The sequence below is a fragment of the Noviherbaspirillum phoenicis genome, assembly GCF_047237965.1.
Lineage (GTDB): Bacteria > Pseudomonadota > Gammaproteobacteria > Burkholderiales > Burkholderiaceae_D > Noviherbaspirillum_A.
On record NZ_JBDFLX010000002.1, the window covers coordinates 347,456 to 364,117 of the forward strand.

17 protein-coding genes and 1 riboswitch are annotated in these 16,662 nt (G+C 66.6%); of the genes, 1 reads left to right on the forward strand and 16 read right to left on the reverse strand.

Features of this window, described 5'->3' with window-relative positions:
- Positions 1–153: 153 nt before the first annotated feature.
- The 4 genes from ABC383_RS21170 to ABC383_RS21185 are packed head-to-tail and all read right to left on the reverse strand — an operon-like array spanning position 154 to position 3,818.
- On the reverse strand, positions 154–912 hold the full coding sequence (locus tag ABC383_RS21170; protein WP_413017390.1) for an HAD-IA family hydrolase: 759 nt from the start codon (positions 910–912) through the stop codon (positions 154–156).
- The gene (cbbX, locus tag ABC383_RS21175) at positions 900–1,865 is read right to left on the reverse strand and encodes a CbbX protein (protein WP_413016942.1); all 966 of its coding nucleotides are present in this window, start codon (positions 1,863–1,865) and stop codon (positions 900–902) included. Before cbbX ends, ABC383_RS21170 begins: the two co-directional genes overlap by 13 nt.
- 14 nt (positions 1,866–1,879) lie before the next feature.
- A complete protein-coding gene (locus ABC383_RS21180) occupies positions 1,880–2,302 on the reverse strand; it encodes a ribulose bisphosphate carboxylase small subunit (RefSeq protein ID WP_413016943.1) in 423 nt (140 codons plus the stop codon).
- A 52-nt stretch (positions 2,303–2,354) separates the two neighbouring features.
- Positions 2,355–3,818 carry a form I ribulose bisphosphate carboxylase large subunit gene (locus tag ABC383_RS21185; RefSeq protein ID WP_413016944.1) on the reverse strand — a complete coding sequence of 488 codons (1,464 nt, stop codon included), beginning with the start codon at positions 3,816–3,818 and terminating at the stop codon, positions 2,355–2,357.
- Positions 3,819–3,992: 174 nt separating this feature from the next.
- Here ABC383_RS21185 and ABC383_RS21190 point away from each other — a divergent pair, with 174 nt between their 5' ends.
- Positions 3,993–4,904, forward strand: coding sequence for a LysR family transcriptional regulator (locus tag ABC383_RS21190; RefSeq protein WP_413016946.1), 912 nt, complete (start codon positions 3,993–3,995; stop codon positions 4,902–4,904).
- Between the two features lie 141 nt (positions 4,905–5,045).
- Here ABC383_RS21190 and ABC383_RS21195 read toward each other — a convergent pair whose 3' ends face one another.
- From ABC383_RS21195 to ABC383_RS21250, 12 genes are all read right to left on the reverse strand, one after another.
- A complete protein-coding gene (locus ABC383_RS21195) occupies positions 5,046–5,222 on the reverse strand; it encodes a transposase (protein WP_413016948.1) in 177 nt (58 codons plus the stop codon).
- Positions 5,219–5,419, reverse strand: a complete 201-nt coding sequence (locus tag ABC383_RS21200; protein ID WP_413016950.1) for a hypothetical protein — start codon at positions 5,417–5,419, stop codon at positions 5,219–5,221. The genes ABC383_RS21195 and ABC383_RS21200 overlap by 4 nt, the downstream gene beginning before the upstream one ends.
- Positions 5,420–5,589: 170 nt before the next feature.
- Positions 5,590–5,802 (reverse strand): hypothetical protein, encoded by a 213-nt coding sequence (locus tag ABC383_RS21205; RefSeq protein ID WP_413016952.1) that lies wholly within the window; start codon positions 5,800–5,802, stop codon positions 5,590–5,592.
- 124 nt (positions 5,803–5,926) lie between these two features.
- Positions 5,927–6,622: a hypothetical protein gene (locus ABC383_RS21210; RefSeq protein ID WP_413016954.1), complete on the reverse strand. Its 696-nt coding sequence runs from the start codon at positions 6,620–6,622 to the stop codon at positions 5,927–5,929.
- A complete protein-coding gene (locus ABC383_RS21215) occupies positions 6,619–7,413 on the reverse strand; it encodes an N-acyl homoserine lactonase family protein (RefSeq protein ID WP_413016956.1) in 795 nt (264 codons plus the stop codon). Before ABC383_RS21215 ends, ABC383_RS21210 begins: the two co-directional genes overlap by 4 nt.
- Complete coding sequence (locus tag ABC383_RS21220; protein WP_413016958.1) at positions 7,410–8,069, reverse strand: cysteine hydrolase family protein; 660 nt, start codon at positions 8,067–8,069, stop codon at positions 7,410–7,412. The genes ABC383_RS21215 and ABC383_RS21220 overlap by 4 nt, the downstream gene beginning before the upstream one ends.
- Complete coding sequence (locus ABC383_RS21225; RefSeq protein WP_413016960.1) at positions 8,062–8,973, reverse strand: DMT family transporter; 912 nt, start codon at positions 8,971–8,973, stop codon at positions 8,062–8,064. The genes ABC383_RS21220 and ABC383_RS21225 overlap by 8 nt, the downstream gene beginning before the upstream one ends.
- Positions 8,973–9,986: a fatty acid desaturase family protein gene (locus ABC383_RS21230; protein ID WP_413016962.1), complete on the reverse strand. Its 1,014-nt coding sequence runs from the start codon at positions 9,984–9,986 to the stop codon at positions 8,973–8,975. The genes ABC383_RS21225 and ABC383_RS21230 overlap by 1 nt, the downstream gene beginning before the upstream one ends.
- A 33-nt stretch (positions 9,987–10,019) precedes the next feature.
- Positions 10,020–11,051 carry an ABC transporter substrate-binding protein gene (locus ABC383_RS21235; RefSeq protein ID WP_413016964.1) on the reverse strand — a complete coding sequence of 344 codons (1,032 nt, stop codon included), beginning with the start codon at positions 11,049–11,051 and terminating at the stop codon, positions 10,020–10,022.
- Positions 11,052–11,100: 49 nt separating this feature from the next.
- Positions 11,101–11,213, reverse strand: a riboswitch (guanidine-I (ykkC/yxkD leader).
- Between the two features lie 226 nt (positions 11,214–11,439).
- Complete coding sequence (locus tag ABC383_RS21240; RefSeq protein ID WP_413016966.1) at positions 11,440–12,156, reverse strand: cytochrome b/b6 domain-containing protein; 717 nt, start codon at positions 12,154–12,156, stop codon at positions 11,440–11,442.
- A gap of 55 nt (positions 12,157–12,211) precedes the next feature.
- The gene (locus tag ABC383_RS21245; RefSeq protein ID WP_413016968.1) at positions 12,212–14,866 is read right to left on the reverse strand and encodes a cation-translocating P-type ATPase; all 2,655 of its coding nucleotides are present in this window, start codon (positions 14,864–14,866) and stop codon (positions 12,212–12,214) included.
- Positions 14,867–15,172: 306 nt separating this feature from the next.
- Positions 15,173–16,522 carry an MFS transporter gene (locus ABC383_RS21250; RefSeq protein ID WP_413016970.1) on the reverse strand — a complete coding sequence of 450 codons (1,350 nt, stop codon included), beginning with the start codon at positions 16,520–16,522 and terminating at the stop codon, positions 15,173–15,175.
- Positions 16,523–16,662 lie beyond the last annotated feature (140 nt).

A 16,662-nucleotide genomic window follows, 5' to 3' on the forward strand; every position in this document is an offset into this window, starting at 1 on the left:
GGCGCGGCAGCCGTAATCAGGAACCATGCCCAGCGTCCGGTCCAGATGGTCCGAATGCTGGCTGGCTTCCGGATCCAAGGTGATGACGTCGGCCCCAGTCGCGCGAAGTCGGCCGACAGGATGGAGGGCGCAATGCGAATCGGGGCGCCCATCTCAGCTGGCCTCGAACAGGGTGCCTTCATGCCAGCGCGTCAGCGCCGCCAGGTCGACCCAGCGGTGGTCGGCGCCGGGAATGCGCTGTGCCAGCGGATGCGCGGGGTCGCCAAGATGCGGCAGCACCAGCAGCGCGTCGCTGAAGGAGTGCAGCGCGGTGTAGGCGGTGGGCGTGACGATGGCCGGGATGCCGGCCGCGCTTGCGGCGGCGAGGCCATTCGCGGAATCCTCGAAGGCAATGCAGCCATAGCCCGGCAGGCCCAGCGCATGCAGCGCGGCGAAATACACATCGGGCGCGGGCTTCTTGCGCTGCGTGGTGCCGGCGTCGCAGACCGCGGCGAACAGCCGGCGCCAGTTGCGGCCCAGCGGTTCGCGCAGCAGCGCGTCCACATTGACCGGCGTGGTAGTGGTGGCGATCGCCATCGGCAGGCCGGCCTGTGCCGCCTCGGTGATCAGCCGCTCGACGCCGGGCCGCAGCGGCAGCCTGCCGCCGCTGACCTGCGCTTCATAGATGCGGGTCTTGATGGCATGGATGCGGTTGATCGTCTCGCCGCTTCTCGCCGCGTGCAGCGGGTCCAGGCTGCGCCAGTAATGGGCGATGCGCTCCTTGCCGCCGGCCACGTCGAGCAGCCTGGTGTAGAGCGCTTCCGACCAGTGCCAGTCGAGTCCGGTCTCGGCAAACGCGGCATTGAAGGCGGCGCGATGCGCGCTCTCTGTGTCGGCGAGCGTGCCGTCCACATCGAAGATCAGGGCTTGCAGCATGATGTCTCCTGTGCGCTTTCCGGCAGCGCCGGGTTGTCTGCAAACACCCGGCTGGCCAGCAGGTCGGGCGCGGTGATGGTGACCAGCGCCTCGTCGTCGATGTCGCCGCCGGCGGCCAGCAGGCGCGATGCGTGGCGCAGCCTGGCGCGGTCCAGCGCATTGCGTACGCTGCGCGCGTTGGCGAAATGCGGCATCGTCATGCGCCGCTGCAGGTACTGGCGGAACACGTCCCCGGCCTGGTCGTCGAAGCGGTACTGCATGTCTTTCAGCATCAGCTCCGCGATGCGCTCCAGCTCGCCGGCGCCGTAGTCCGGGAAGTCGATATGGTGGGCAATGCGCGAGGACATGCCGGGGTTGGACTCGAAGAAACGGTCCATCCTGTCCTTGTAGCCGGCCAGGATCACCACCAGGTCGTCGCGCTGGTTTTCCATGATCTGCAGCAGGATCTCGATCGCTTCCTGGCCATAGTCGCGCTCGTTTTCCGGCCGGTACAGGTAATAGGCCTCGTCGATGAACAGCACGCCGCCCATCGCCTTCTTCAGCACCTCGCGGGTCTTGGGCGCGGTGTGGCCGATGTACTGGCCCACCAGGTCGTCGCGGGTCACCGCCACCAGATGGCCGCGCCGCACATAGCCGAGCCGGTGCAGGATCTGCGCCATGCGCATGGCCACCGTGGTCTTGCCGGTGCCGGGATTGCCGGTGAAGCACATGTGCAGGCTGGGCGGGGAAGCCGACAGGCCGCGGTCCTGGCGCAGCCGGTCCACCAGCAACAGCGCGGCAATGTCACGAATGCGCGACTTCACCGGCGCCAGCCCCACCAGCTCGCGTTCCAGCTGGGCCAGCAGGTCGGCGATGCCGGAAGCGGCCAGCGCGGATGCCAGGGAGCCCGGGACGGCGGCATCCGTCTGCGCCGGCGTGTGGGGTGCCACGGGCGTGTCGATCACGGTCATGATGCCTCCCTGGCCTATTGATAGCGCGCGCCTTCCGGCTGCGACTGGGTGGCATAGCTCTCGATGCTGTAGCGCATCGAGCGGCCGTTGATCTCCTGCCGCACCAGCCGGAAGCCGGGCTCCCGCTGCGGCCGCTGGACGATGAAGGACAACACCACGCTCTCCACCGTATGGGTGGAGTCGAAGGCGGTGACGCGGATGTAATGGGCCGGATAGGTCTTGCGGCAGCTGTTCAACTCCAGCATGATGCCGGCCGCGTCGTGCAGGTCGAACATCGGGTTGCCGAACATTTCCCAGTAGACGTTGCGCGGATGCGGGTCGTCGGTGTATTCAGTGCCGACCGCCCAGCCCCTAGCCAGGCAGTAGTCGAGCTGCTTGATGATCTGCTCGTCGGAAAGATCGGGTAGGAAGGAGAAGGTGCCTTGGGTGATGCGCATGATGTCCTCTTTCGTTGGGTTCCTGGTGTCGTGCAGTCGTGCCGGTAGTTAGTCAGGCGACCGACGCGGTGGGCACGAAGTCCGAGCTGTCGGTCGGCGTGTAGTTGAAGGTGATGTCGCCCCAGGTGTCGAGCGCCGCCTTCAACGGGCTGCACCACCTGGCGGCCTCGCGCAGGATGTCCGGCCCCTCGTTGCGGATGTCGCGGCCTTCATTGCGCGCCAGCACCATCGCTTCCAGCGCCACCCGGTTGGCGGTGGCGCCGGCCTGTATGCCCTGCGGATGGCCGATGGTGCCGCCGCCGAACTGCAGCACCACGTCGTCGCCGAACAGGTCCAGCAGCTGGTGCATCTGGCCCGCATGGATGCCGCCCGAGGCCACCGGCATCACCTTGCGCAGGGCGGCCCAGTCCTGGTCGAAGTAGATGCCGCGCGGCAGGTCGACCGTGGTCTTCGCGTCGCGGCAGACGTTGTAATAGCCCTGCACCGTCATCGGGTCGCCTTCCAGCTTGCCCACCGCGGTGCCGGCATGGATATGGTCCACCCCGGCCAGGCGCATCCATTTGGCGATCACCCGGAACGACACGCCATGGTTCTTCTGCCGGGTGTAGGTGCCATGGCCGGCGCGGTGCAGGTGAAGGATCATGTCGTTCTGGCGGCACCAGTGAGACATCGACTGGATTGCGGTATAGCCCACCACCAGGTCGATCATCACGATCACCGAGCCCAGTTCCTTCGCGAACTCGGCGCGCCGGTACATCTCTTCCATGGTGCCGGCGGTGATATTGAGATAGCTGCCCTTGATCTCCCCGGTGGCGGCCGACGCCCGGTTGACGCCGTCCATCACGCACAGGAAGCGGTCGCGCCAGTGCATGAAGGGCTGGGAGTTGATGTTCTCGTCATCCTTCATGAAGTCCAGGCCGCCCTTCAGTCCTTCGTACACCACCCGGCCATAGTTGCGGGCCGACAGCCCGAGCTTGGGCTTGGTGGTGGCGCCCAGCAGCGGCCGGCCGAACTTGTCCAGCCGCTCGCGCTCGACCACGATGCCGGTCGGCGGGCCGGCGAAGGTCTTGATATACGCCACAGGGAACTGCATGTCTTCCAGCCGCGCCGCCTTCAGCGGCTTGAAGCTGAACACATTGCCGATGATGGAGGCGGCCACATTGGTGATCGAACCTTCCTCGAACAGAGACAGGTCATAGGCGACGTAGCAGAAGTACTGGCCGGGGTTGTTCGGCACGGGATCGACGCGGTAGGCCTTGGCGCGGTACATGTCGCAGGCAGTGAGCCGGTCGGTCCAGACTACGGTCCAGGTAGCGGTGGAAGATTCGCCGGCCACTGCGGCAGCGGCCTCGATCGGGTCGACGCCGTCCTGCGGCGTGATGCGAAACAGCGCCAGCACGTCGGTCTCCTTCGGCTGGTAGTCGCTGTCCCAGTAACCCATCTGGGCATATTTCAGCACGCCCGCCGAGTAGCGTTTCTTCTGGTCCGTAATTTGCTGCAGCTCACTTGCACCCATTGCCATCTCCTGTACGCGGCTTGCGCCTTTTGTGAATGTTTCGGGGCCGGGGCTTGCGGCAGCACAACCGTCATGCCGATTGGTCCGCAGGTCCGTTGAAGCCAATGTACAAGGGGCATTCGATAAGGTCTAATCAACAATGCGAGTCCACGCATCAGGAAAAACTGATACATCATGCGACGCTATACCCTGAGGCAACTCGACACCTTCCTGGAGGTGGCCCGCAGCGAATCGGTTTCGCGCGCCGCAGACCGCCTGCATGTAACCCAGCCGGCGGTATCGATGCAGTTGCGCCAGCTGGAGGAAAGCCTGGGCCTACCTTTGGTGGAAGTCATTGGCCGCCGTGTGCAACTGACCGATGCAGGGCGCGAGGTGGAGCGCTGCGCGGCTGCGGCGCTGGCACGCCTGAAGGAGCTGGACGATCTGGTGGCCTCCCAGCGTGGCTTGAAGCATGGCAAGGTCGACCTTGCAGTGGTCAGCACCACCAAGTACTTCATGCCGATGCTGCTGATGCGGTTTCGCAAGAAGTTTCCCGACATCGCGATCACGCTGCAGATCCATAACCGGGAAAGCATGATGAAGCTGCTGGCGCGCAATGAAATCGACCTGGTGATCATGGGAAGGGCGCCGCAGGGGCTGGACTGCTGCTCCACCGAGTTCGCCACCAATCCGATGGGCGTGGTATGCGCGCCCGACCATCCGCTGTCGCGCCGGCGCGGCGCCGCGATGTCGGTGCTTGATGGCCAGGACTTCGTGGTGCGGGAGCAGGGCTCGGGCACCCGCAGCACGATGGAGGCGGTTTTCGCCGAGCATGGCGTCACGCCGCGAGTAGTGATGGAGATGCCCAGCAATGAAACCATCAAGCAGGCGGTGATGGCCGGCATGGGCATGGCCTTCCTGTCGCTGCGCACGGTGCGCCATGAGCTGGCATCGGGTCACCTGGCCTTGCTCGACATTGTGGGCTTGCCGGTGATACGGCAGTGGTATGTGACCCACCTCGGGGCAAGGCGGCTGTCGCCTGCGGCCGAGGCGCTGAAGGGTTTTCTGGTGGAGGAGGCGGCGGCGCTGGTGAAGGTGTGGGCATGAGGCCGGGGAGCATGTCCAGACAATCCGCGCCCTTACAAGTTGCAGCTTTTTATGGGGCAACATCCGGCAGGGCATTGCACATAGGGGAGCCGCTGAGTTGCGGTAGCAGTAGCACTTGCCGTTGCCGTTGCTTGTGAAGCGTCAGTTGCCGTTGCCGTTCTCGAACCAGCGGAAGAATGACTCGATGCTCCATCGATAGCGGTACGCCAGCGCAATCAGATCGGCGGGCATTTGCAGTTGGTCCGTCAGCAATACCAGGCGACTGGTACCGGTTTGTCCACTCCGTTCTTGTAGCAGCGACTCATGGCGCCTCGTCATGGCTTCACACTCATGCCACGCATTGCAGAAATTTTGCAAAGTACCTGTAAAGGAATACTTTCACACTCTCTGCGCTCCACCCAGGCCACGTTTGCTTCGGCGACATCAGCACCGAGTTGGTAGCGCAGCCGAATGAAAGCAAAACGCGACGGCGGCGAATAGTCGCCGCCGTCGCGTTTTGGGCTACGGTCAATCATCAATCAGCAGCGGGCCATCTGCTGCTTCAGGCAACAGGCTGAGGACTCCGCTTCCTGCAACAGTATTTCCAACGGTACTTCAACGATACGTCAACGGTATCTCGACGACTGCCCGCCATGCAGGGCGGGCTGCAGGCAGGCGACGCCGCGCTGCCTGCTTTGCAGTTTAATTACTTCGCGTCCACCAGCATGGCGCGGACCTTGGCGACATCCTTGGCGCTGATGCGGCCGACGTCCGGAATGGCGCGGGTCATCGCAAAGCTCTGCTGCAGCATCGCGAAGAATTCCTTGGCGGAGAAGCCGGCGCCAGCCTTGGCTGCCTTGACGGTACGGGTAGCGGCAGGGGCGTTGAAACCAGCGTGGGAGTGAGTGATAGCGGTCATGTTGTTCTTCCTTAACTTGCGTTGTCGATGGGAAGAATATAGGCCTTACCTATCACTATTTCCAATTCCCATGTGTGTTAACAATTATCATGGAAACGTATATGACTCTGTCGCTGGTTCTTGCTCAGAAGTTAGGAAGGAGCATAACGCTCCCTTCCAGCCAGGGCAAGGTGGAATGCTGTACGGTCCAGCCTATATCGGTTATTTTCACCAGTGATATCTCGAAGTCGAGCAGCGCGGTTGCCTGCGCGTCGCCGGCGGCCATCACGGCTTCCAGGGACGTGCCCGCCGGCAATCCGTCAGGCCAGCAAGCGCGGCGCGGAACGACGCGCATCGCCCACCCGCCCGCGCGCAGCAGCAAGGTGCCGTTGGACGGATCATGCGCCAGAACCATGGTGTCCCGATCGCTGCCGGACAGCCGTTCCCAGTGTTCCAGGTAATCGTCGTGCAGGCCGGTTTCCACCAGAAGCTCGCCATCCAGGCGCAGCGCGCCGGCATCGGGCGACGATGCCGGCGGCTGGAAGTCCGCCAGCCTGTGCCAGCGGCAGATGTCGGGCCCGGCGCCGGTATCGACTTCGGTCAGCCCGTGGAATCCCTGCTGCCTGGCCAGGAAGAGTCGCTGCACCTGACTGCATTGCGCCAGCGAAGTAACGCCGTCGAACGACGGGCGGCCGGCGGGAATGCGGATGTCGGCATGCCAGTGTTCCGTCTGCAGCCAGTAGACCGTGCTGGCGGTGTCGCGCAGGCTGCCGGCCTGCAGCAGCGTGCGGCGCCACAGGCCGCGGTAGCGCGCCGGCACCGGCAACATCGCCGGCCTCATTCGTGGCATCCCGGAAAGCGGCGCAGGCCGTTGTAGAAGGCCATGTCGTGGTTGGGCCAGATCACGCCGCCCTGTTCCCGCGCCAGCGCCTTCAACTTGCGGATGCTGTCCTCGGCCTGGGCATAGCCGCCGCGCCAGCAGCCGCCGGGCGCGACCTCGTCCTCGATGTTCTCGGTCAGGTCGGCGGCGTCGCCGGCCAGGATCACCGGCGGGCCTTTCGGCAGTTCGATCCACATCGACATGTGGCCGGCGGTATGGCCGGGGGTGGCGACGGCGCGCACGCCGCCGGCCACCTGGTATTCGCCGTCCTGCACGCAGAACGGGCCGTGACCGCGGAAGTCGTGGGTGAAATACACGCCGTCCTCGCCGCTGTCAGCGGCGTCGAGTTCGGCCTGCTGCACATGCACCTCGGCGCCGCAGCCGCAGGCGCGCAGCTCGCCCAGGCCGCCGGCATGGTCGAAATGCAGGTGGCCGATGAAGATCAGGTCGATGTCTGCCGGCGCCAGTCCCATGCGCGCCAGATGCCGCGGCAGGCGCTGTTCAGGCGCCATCTCGGGCGCGCCGAATGCGAAGGTGGCCGGATCGTAATAGCGCGCCCGCAGCGCTGGGTCATGGATCTTGCGGTAGTCGCAGCCGACGTCGTACAGGATGCGGCCGTTGGGCGTTTCGATCAGGTAGGCGAGGATAGGCGCTTCGATCATCTGGCCCATGCCGCGGCCGTGGGTGGAGATCGACTTGTCATAGCGATGGGTCGCGGTCAGCAGCGGCCAGATACGGTTGGCGCGCTTCATGTCGCCTCCCATGCCGCTTCCCGCTCCGCCAGCATCGCCAGGCAGTGCGCGCTGCCGGCGACCGTGCCGAGGATGCCGCCTTCCACCGCGATCATCGCCAGCGCCGGCTGCTGCAGCGCGGGCTCGCTGGCGGCGCAGGCGTCGGCGACGGTGATGCAGTCGTAGCCCCGGTCCACCGCCTCGCGCAGCGTCGAATGCACGCAGACCTCGGTGGTGACGCCGCACAGCAGCAGCCGCGCTACGCCCATTCGTTCCAGCACGGTCTGCAGGCCGGTTCGGTAGAACGCGCCGTAGCCGGGCTTGTCGATCACGATTTCGCCGGGCGCGGGACGCAGGGCGTCGATGATGCCGTGGCCAGGCTCGCCGCGCACCAGCAGCCGTCCCAGCGGGCCACGGCTGCCGATCTCGGCGCCGGCGGCCCGGCTGCGCTGCAGCTTGGCCGGCGTGCAGTCCGACAGGTCGGGCAGGTGGCCTTCGCGGGTATAGATCACCGGCGTACCGGCGTCCCGGGCGGCGGCGATCAGCCGGGCGATGTTGGCGGACACCGAGGCCAGCCGTGCCACATCCAGGCCAGCCTGCGCGGCATAGCCGGCGGGGTCGCAGAAGTCGCGCTGCATGTCGATGACCAGCAGGGCAGTGCGCAGGGGATCATGCATGGGATGCTCCTTCCTCATCGTCGCCGCCGGCTTCCAGCAGCGTGGCGGCCACCACCATGGCGCCGCCTGTCCATTCCTTCCATGCCAGCATTTCGCCGCCGACCAGCATGGCCGAGGCCACCGCCACCAGCAGCTCCACCACCTGCAGCACCGAGGCGCGGCTGGTCTGCAGGTGGGTCACGCCATAGGTGGTGAGCAGGGTGCCGCCGAGCAGCCAGACGAAGGCGAACAGCACCAGCAGCAGCCAGGTCGCCGCGCCCGGCGCGGGCAGCGGCGCCGGCAGCAGCAGCTGGCCGGCGCCGGCCACCAGCGCGCAGCCGATGAAGCTGACCATGGTGCGGCTGGCTACCGGGATGCGGGTGGTGCGCCGGTTGGCGATGCCGGCCGCGGTGTAGCACAGGCCGGCCGCCAGCGCCGCCGCGTCGGCCGCCGAGAAATTGCCGAACGACGATGCGCCGCCGCCCAGGATCACGAACACCCCGGCCAGCGACAGCAGCACCGCCGCGACCCGGCGCGGCGCCAGGCGCTCGCGCAGGAACAGCGCGCCGCCGAGCGCGCCCCAGGCCGGCAGCAGGTAGAACAGCAGCATCGCGCGCACCACCTCGCCCATCATCAGCGCATTGGTGAAGGCAATGTTGGCGGCGCCGAAGAACAGGCCGATCAGCATCAGCAGCCGGCCCTCGCCGCGCCAGGCAGCGCGTTCGCGCCACAGCACCGGCAGCGCGGCCAGGCCGACCAGCGCATAGGCGGTGATGCCGACCAGGTTGCCGGTCAGGCCGGCCGCCGCGAAATGCTTGAGCGGCCACCATGACAACCCCCAGACCAGGCCGCTGGCCAGCAGCGATGCCAGCGCCAGCCTCGCCGGCGCGGCTGCCGGGGCCGCGATGCCGTGTGCAGCGCCCATCACACCGCCGTCAGGAAGGACACGCCGACCGCGCCGACGAAGCCGTCGGCCCGGCCCCGCATGCCCGGCGCGCGCACGCTGCCGTAGTCGGGCGACAGCACGCGCGTCACCCGGTGCCGGTGGAAGCTCTTCAGCAGCGTGCCCACCGTGAGCACCTGCGCATGCTGCTCGCCGTAGAGCCTGCGATGCTGCGCCGGCAGCTGGTGCCAGGGCATCGTGGGCCGCTCGTGGTGGGCGTTGTGGAAGCCAAAGTTGAGCCAGACCAGGTTGAGCCAGCGGCTGTCAATGCCGACGATGTCGCTGTAGGTGTTGGCCTGCTCATAGGCGCGGTCGCGCACCTTGTCGGCCGGCACCGGCGTGTCGTCCAGGATCGGGTAGGCATCGTAGGTATGCTGGAAGCAGTCGGCAAAGCGCAGCACCGTCACGAAGACCAGGTAGCACAGCGCATACAGCAGCAGCGCCTTGGCCGACACCCAGGCCAGCGCGGCAAAGGCGGCCGTGCGCAGCGCGAAGATCGCGACGATGCGCAGGCGCGACCTGCCGCGCCCACGGGCCGTGAACGGCAGCGCCATCACGAAGCCGCGCATGATGAATTCCACCACCGGCACATAGGCCCATTCCAGCGCCAGCACCATACCGCGCAGCCAGGCCGGCAGGCTGCGCAGGAAGCCATGCACGTCGAAGGTGATCACGTCGGCCCGCTCCACGTGGTGGCGCATGTGCTTCTTGCGCATGTCGGCGAAGGTGGCATAGCAGCTGCCATTGATCCAGCTCATCAGCGTGCCCCAGCGCTCGTTGGCGCGCGGCGTCCTGAAGATCGCATGGTGGGCGAACTCGTGGATGAAGTAGGCCGACCAGATCAGCGCCAGCGTGAGCAGCGGCATGCCGGCCACGGCCAGCCAGCCGGGCCGGGTCAGCAGCCAGACGCCAAGCGGAAAGCCCAGCAGCACGAAGGCCAGCGCCGCCACGTTGGGCGCGACGCCGTCCTCATAACGGAAAGTGCGTGACAGCATGGTTGTCATCCGTAGAAGCATGGCGGGATGCGCTTACTTCTTCTGCAGCGCGCGCACGAACTGGCCGTCGAAGGTGGATTCCGCCGGCGGCACCGCGCCGATCTGGCCCTTGGCCTTGAGCAGGCCGCCGATGATCTCGCCGCTGGCGTGATAGGACTTGGTGGAGGCCGACTTCTCGAACGCGGCCGGCATTTCCGCCAGCGGAATGTTGTAGACGCCCGCCATCTGTTCCTTGGCTTCCTTGGCCGACACGCCCATGAACTTGCCGATGATCTTCGCGCTCTCGTCCGGCTTGGCCTTCATGTAAGCCATGCCGTCGAGGTAGCCCTGGATCACCGCCGAGATTTCCTTCGGACTGGCCTTGATGGCCTTGTCGTCGAACACCAGCACGTCGGCGATCAGGCCGGGCGCATCCTTGGACGAAAACACCACCTTGAACTTCTTGCCGCCGCCCTGGCCCAGCACCTGCGACAGGCTGGGCTCATAGGTCACGCCAATCGGCATCTGGCCAGAAGCCATCGCAGCCGGCACCGCTTCCGGCGTCATATTGACCGGGGTGATGTCCTTCTCGCCCAGGCCCGCCGTCTTCATCGCATACGACAGCAGGAAGTCCGACGGCGACAGCGGGTTGTAGCCGATCTTCTTGCCCTTGAAATCGGCGATCTTCGTGATGGAGGCATCGGCCACGATGGCGTCGCCGCCGTTGGAATAGTCGATCGGCATCACCACCTTCTGCATCTGGCCCTTGGCCACCTGGCCGATCACCTGGTCGTAGGTCAGCATGGCGCCCTGCAGCGAGCCGCTGGCGAGCGCCGGCGGGATCAGCGCCGGGTCGGCGAAGGGCTGCAGCTTGACCTTGATGCCGTATTTCTTGAAAAGGTCGAGCGACTCGGCCACATAGAATGGGCCGTAGCCTATCCAGACCACGGTGCCGATATTGAGGACGGGCGTTGCAGCATGGGCGGACATCCCTACGGCCAGCGCGGCGGCGCCGGCAGCCAGGCTGCGCAGGAACAGGCGTTTGGCGGGGAAAGCGTGGCGGGCGGTACGGTCGGCTGCGTTCATGAAAGCTCCTGGTCTGGGGTAATGGGCGTGGGAGAACGTCATGCTCAAGTTCTCCCGGGCTTTTATCCCTCCGTGGAGCCTCGTCGGAACGAAGCCGGCCCACTCTCGGACCAGTCACCCGCGACATTGCTGCCGCCGGCCGGAACCCTAGTGCGCCTCAGTCTGAACAAGGCGACTAGTGTCAGCTGCCCGTTCTCCCTGCATGGTCTGTTAAGCAATTGGGATGCCAGCCCGGATGGCGCGCAACAGCGGTTGCAATGCACTTGCACAGTGCAAAACGCCAGGGCGTTTCCCCATACGCAGGCGGACCCTGCCGGGATCGGTGCATGTTCCGCAGCGGTTGGCTGCCGGCAATGCCCGAACTCCTCCGCAAATCAATAAAGGGCTGCTAGCGCCGGATTGCCTGCAGCATGGACACGGGCGGGCCGCCGTGCGCGGCGGTGGCGCTGTGCCATTGCCACCACCAGAATCCCAGCACCGCGACCAGCATCAGCGCGGCCACGCTGCGCCAGGCATACCGGATCGCATCGCCCGGCCTGCCGGACTTGTAGCCGCTGAACATCGCGGCGACCAGGTTCTCGTGATGCAGCCGGCTGCTCAGCAGGACCGCGGCGACATGGAGGCCAACCAGCGCCAGCATGATATTGGCGGCCGCTTCATGGACTTCCTCCAGCGCCTTGCCGCCCATCTCGTGGTAGAGCGCCCAGCCGGAGGCGGTCACCGCGAGCGCCAGGGCCATCAGCGCGACGATGGCCAGGGCGCCGGCGGGATTGTGTCCAATGTAGTGTCGTCCTGGTTGCCTGCGCACCAGCGCGCGCAGGTAGGCCCGCACCTGCGCCGGTCCGTGCACGAAGTCCGAGAACCTGGCATAGCGCGTGCCGACGAAGCCCCAGAGGATGCGAAACAGGACCAGGCCGCCCATCGTATAGCCAAGCGTGACATGCAGCAGGCGCCAGTCGTCGCTCTCGGCGGTGAGGTAGGCGCCGGCGAAGCAGAACACGGTGAGCCAATGGAACAGCCGGACCGGGAGGTCCCACACCAGCACCCTGGCGTCAGCGGAAGCGCTGCCTTCGATGGGGCCGGCAGGTGCAGACTGATCGTTCATGACGGTTTCCTTTCTGAAAAAACGGTGGGCAACGATGTGCGGCGGGCTGGGTCTTTCAGTGCGCGCTGCCGGGCAGGGCGGGCCGCCCGGGCACGAGCCGCTTCAAGGCTTCCATGACGCCGAGGATGATCAGGCTGGCGCCGAGGCAAAAAGCGAGATCGTCCCAGTGCAGGCGGTCGAAATGGAACAGCTCTCGCAGCGAAGGGACACCCTGCACCAGGCCCAGGAACAGCAGGGTGATGCCGCTGATCCACCACCAGGCCGCATTCGGCGTGACCAGCGTGTCGCGCAATTTGCGGGTATGGGAACGGTTGACGAAGATCAGGCCGAGGTTGGTGACCACCAGCGTGGAAAACGTCAGCGCACGCGCTTCCTCCGCGCCCTTGCCATGGGCAAGCATGAAGCCGTAGATGGCCAGCAGCAGCGCCAGCAGCAGGCTGCCGTGCAGGCAGCCCAGGCCCAGCGTATGGCGGTCGAATACGGAGGCCGCTGGCGGACGCGGCGGCCGTGCCATCACGTCGGCTTCCTCGGGCTCGGCTTCGAAGACGATGGAACAGGCCGGGTCGATGATCAGTTGCAGGAACAGGATGTGCGCCGGCATCAGCGCCAGCGGCCAGCCCAGTGCCACCGGTATCAGCGACATGCCGATGATGGGAATGTGCACGGCCACCACGAAGGCAATCGCCTTGCGCAGGTTGTCGAAGATGCGGCGCCCGAGCCGCACTGCTTTCACGATGGAGGAGAAATCGTCGTTGAGCAGCACCAGGGCAGCCGCTTCCCGCGCCACGTCGGTGCCGCGGCCGCCCATGGCGATGCCGATGTGGGCCGCCTTCAGCGCCGGGGCGTCGTTGACGCCGTCACCGGTCATGGCGACGATCTCGCCGTGCGCCTTGAGCGCATTGACCAGCCGCAGCTTCTGCTCGGGCGCGACGCGGCAGAAGACATTCGCATGCCGGATGCGTGCGCTCAGTTGGGCGTCGGTCAGCGCGTCCAGTTCCGCGCCGGTGACTGCCTTGCCGTGGGCATCGAGTCCTGCCTGGTCGGCGATGCGCATGGCGGTCTCCTGGTAGTCGCCGGTCATCATCACCACGCGGATGCCGGCCGCCAGGGCCTCGGCAATCGCCGCCGGGACGTCTGCGCGCACCGGGTCGGCAAGTCCGATCAGGCCGATGAACTCGAACGCGAAATCATGCTGCAGCGCCGGCAGCCGGGTCGGGCTGAAGCTTGCCCTAGCCACGCCCAGCACGCGCAGGCCCTGCCGCGCCAGCAGGTCGACTTCACGGTTGAGCCGGGCTGTCGCGGCGGCGTCGAGGTGGCAGAGGTCGGCGATCGCCTCGGGGGCGCCCTTGGCGGCCACGACATACTGCCCGCGCTCGTCGGAGCGCCAGACGCGCGACATCGCCAGCAGGGCCGGCGAGAGCGGGTATTCATTCAGGAGCGTCCAGTCGCCGTGCAGGTGCTCGGTTTGCGCCAGCGTCGCCTGCGCGCTTCTGTGGATCGCTTTTTCCATCGGGTCGAAGGGATCGCGATGGCTGGCCAGGATGCTGAACTCGAGCAGTTCGTGATACAGCTCGGGCAGCGCGCCGCCGGGCAGGTCCGCGAGATCGACCGACTGGCCGTCGACCACGAGCCTGGTCAATGTCATCCGGTTCTCGGTCAGCGTGCCGGTCTTGTCGACGCACAGCACGGTGGCGGCGCCCAGCATCTCGATGGCCGCCACGCGCCGCGCCAGCACCTGTTTCTGCGCCAGCCGCCAGCCGCCCAGGCCCAGGAAGATCGTCAGCACCACCGACAGCTCTTCCGGCAGCAAGGCCATGGCGAGCGTCAGGCCGACCAGCAGTCCGTTGAGCCAGTCGCCCCGCGCAGCGCCGTACCAGAGCGCCACGACCGCCGCCAGGACGCCCGCGGCGCCGGCAAGCCGCCTGACGACCACGGCCGTTTCCCGCTGCACCCGCGTGACCTCGGGCTCGATGTCGTACAGCGCTCGGCCTATCCTGCCGATCGCCGTGTTTCCCCCGGTTCCGGTGACCCTGGCCATTGCCTTTCCCTGCACGACCAGCGTGCCTGAATACACCAGCGCCAGCCTGTCAGAGCCGGTCTGCGCGGCCGGCAACGCCCCGGCCATCCCAAGCCGCTTGCTCACCGGCGCCGATTCGCCGGTGAGCAGGGATTCGTCGATCATCAGGTTGGTGGTCTCCAGCAGCGCGGCGTCGGCTGGAACACGGTCGCCTTCGGCCAGCAGCACGATGTCGTCGGGAACGACTTCGCGTCCCGGAATGATGCGCAGTTCCCCGTCGCGCAGCACCCTTGCGCGTGGGCTGGCAAGGTTGCGCAGCGCCTCCAGCGCCCGTTCCACCTTGTTTTCCTGGAATAGGGTGATGCCGATCACCACGAACACGAAGCCAAGCAGCATCAGCGCTTCCTGCCTGTCGCCCAGCACCAGGTAGATGGCGCCGCAGGCGATGAGCAGCAGGAACATCGGCTCGCGCATCACGCCCGCCGCCACCTCGGGAAGGCCGCGCCGCCGGGCCGAGGCAAGCTCGTTGTAGCCATGGCGTTCCAGGCGCGCCGCGGCCTGCGCCCCGGTGAGGCCCTCCTGCGGATGGGCAGGCGGACGGCCGGCGCTTGCCGTCGCGGCGGATGTTTCAGCATGCAGCATGGCCATCGATACGGGTCCCCAGTCAGTCGGTCCGGCGTTCGCCGCGGCCATGCCCGGGGCCGGCCGGCCCAGCCTGCTGGCCGCCCGGCGCCGCTCAGGGATGGGAGCGCGAGGCCGACAGCGTTGGATGAAGCTGGCGGCATGGCGGTGCAGGACAAGCGCAACGCCGCAGGCGCCTGGCGCCCATGGTAGGAAGGCGTCCCCGCAGCGCGGTTGACATGGGTCAAAATTCTTCGGAAGGGGTTTTATTGCTGGAAAGGCAAGCCGGAAGAGGCTCCGGCCGGGCTGTAAACGCCATCAGGCCGGACAGTGCCGGCCTGATGAGGGGTGAAGCGTCGGCGCCGGGCGCCGGTGCTGCTAGTTCCTGATTTCCAGCGCGCGGTTCAGGCTCAGTGCCGCCAGCGAGCCGACCGCGCCCGACAGCAGGTACAGGCTGACATAGGCCAGGCCGAAGTGGGCCGACAGGCCCAGCGCCACCAGCGGCGCGAAGCCGGCGCCGACCAGCCAGGCCAGGTCCGAGGTCAGCGCCGCGCCGGTGTAGCGGAAGCGGGCCGGGAAGTTGGCCGTCACCGCGCCGGCCGCCTGGCCATAAGACAGGCCCAGCAGCGCAAAGCCCAGCAGCACGAACACGTTTTGCCCGAACTCGCCGCCGTTCATCAGGCTCGGCACCGTGGCGCTGAATGCCGCGATCAGCACCGCCAGGCTGCCCAGGGTGTTGCGGCGGCCGAAGCGGTCGGCGATCAGGCCGGACAGGATCACGCACACCAGCGCAATGGCTGCGCCGGCGATCTGCACCAGCAGGAAGTCGCCGACGTCGCGCAGCGAGTACAGCTGGATCCAGGACAGCGGGAACACCGTGACCAGGTGGAACAGCGCGTAGCTGGCCAGCGCGGCCAGCGCGCCGATCAGGATGTTGCGGCCCTGCGAGCCCACCATTTCAAACACGCCGGTCGGCTGCAGTTCGTTCTCGTCCAGCAGGTGCGCATATTCCGGCGTGGACACCAGGCGCAGCCGGGCAAACAGCGCCACCACGTTGATGGCAAAGGCGACATAGAAGGGATAGCGCCAGCCCCATTCCAGGAAGTCCTTGTCGGCCAGCGAGTGCAGCAGGAAGGCGAACAGGCCGCCGGCGAGGATGAAGCCGACCGGCGCGCCCATCTGGCCCAGCATCGCATACCAGCCGCGCTTGTTTTCCGGCGCGTTCAGCGCCAGCAGCGACGGCAGGCCGTCCCAGGAGCCGCCCAGCGCCAGGCCCTGGCCGATGCGCAGCACGCTCAAGAGGATCAGCGCCGCACTGCCCAGGCGCGCATAGGTCGGCAGGAAGGCGATGCCGGCGGTGGACAGGCCCAGAATGAACAGTGCCAGCGTCAGCTTGGCCTCGCGGCTGTAGCGGCGCTGGATCGCCATGAAGATCACGGTGCCGATCGGCCGCGCAATGAAGGCAAAGGAAAACAGGATGAAGGAATACAGCGTGCCCTGCAGCTTGTCGGCGAACGGGAAGAACACCGACGGGAACACCAGCACCGAGGCGATGGCGTAGACGAAGAAGTCGAAGTACTCCGATGCGCGGCCGATGACCACGCCGATCGCGATTTCGCCGGGAGCGATGTGGCTGCCCCGGGTATTGATATTGCGGGCGTCGTCGCCAGCTGTGGAAGCGCGCGGACCGCCGGCGGCGGACCCGTCGTAAGTTGCCGGTTTTGCCATGAACGTGACTCTTTCTGAAATGCCTTTTGTGGCCGATACCCCGAGCCTAGCCTGTGTGCCGGGGTGCGGGCAAGGGGGGTGGGACAAAACGTCCAATCGGCAAGGACGCCGGGGAAGGCTAAAGTAGCATGTCAGCCATC

Excerpts from the sequence above, each read along its gene's own strand:
- ABC383_RS21190 (WP_413016946.1), top strand. The coding sequence starts at position 3,993 with ATGCGACGCTATACCCTGAGGCAACTCGACACCTTCCTGGAGGTGGCC.
- ABC383_RS21230 (WP_413016962.1), bottom strand. The coding sequence starts at position 9,986 with ATGCTGTCACGCACTTTCCGTTATGAGGACGGCGTCGCGCCCAACGTG.
- ABC383_RS21215 (WP_413016956.1), bottom strand. The coding sequence starts at position 7,413 with ATGAAGCGCGCCAACCGTATCTGGCCGCTGCTGACCGCGACCCATCGC.
- ABC383_RS21225 (WP_413016960.1), bottom strand. The coding sequence starts at position 8,973 with ATGGGCGCTGCACACGGCATCGCGGCCCCGGCAGCCGCGCCGGCGAGG.
- ABC383_RS21200 (WP_413016950.1), bottom strand. The coding sequence starts at position 5,419 with ATGATTGACCGTAGCCCAAAACGCGACGGCGGCGACTATTCGCCGCCG.
- ABC383_RS21195 (WP_413016948.1), bottom strand. The coding sequence starts at position 5,222 with ATGACGAGGCGCCATGAGTCGCTGCTACAAGAACGGAGTGGACAAACC.
- ABC383_RS21210 (WP_413016954.1), bottom strand. The coding sequence starts at position 6,622 with ATGAGGCCGGCGATGTTGCCGGTGCCGGCGCGCTACCGCGGCCTGTGG.
- ABC383_RS21240 (WP_413016966.1), bottom strand. The coding sequence starts at position 12,156 with ATGAACGATCAGTCTGCACCTGCCGGCCCCATCGAAGGCAGCGCTTCC.
- ABC383_RS21205 (WP_413016952.1), bottom strand. The coding sequence starts at position 5,802 with ATGACCGCTATCACTCACTCCCACGCTGGTTTCAACGCCCCTGCCGCT.
- ABC383_RS21185 (WP_413016944.1), bottom strand. The coding sequence starts at position 3,818 with ATGGGTGCAAGTGAGCTGCAGCAAATTACGGACCAGAAGAAACGCTAC.
- ABC383_RS21250 (WP_413016970.1), bottom strand. The coding sequence starts at position 16,522 with ATGGCAAAACCGGCAACTTACGACGGGTCCGCCGCCGGCGGTCCGCGC.
- ABC383_RS21220 (WP_413016958.1), bottom strand. The coding sequence starts at position 8,069 with ATGCATGATCCCCTGCGCACTGCCCTGCTGGTCATCGACATGCAGCGC.
- cbbX (WP_413016942.1), bottom strand. The coding sequence starts at position 1,865 with ATGACCGTGATCGACACGCCCGTGGCACCCCACACGCCGGCGCAGACG.
- ABC383_RS21245 (WP_413016968.1), bottom strand. The coding sequence starts at position 14,866 with ATGGCCGCGGCGAACGCCGGACCGACTGACTGGGGACCCGTATCGATG.
- ABC383_RS21235 (WP_413016964.1), bottom strand. The coding sequence starts at position 11,051 with ATGAACGCAGCCGACCGTACCGCCCGCCACGCTTTCCCCGCCAAACGC.
- ABC383_RS21180 (WP_413016943.1), bottom strand. The coding sequence starts at position 2,302 with ATGCGCATCACCCAAGGCACCTTCTCCTTCCTACCCGATCTTTCCGAC.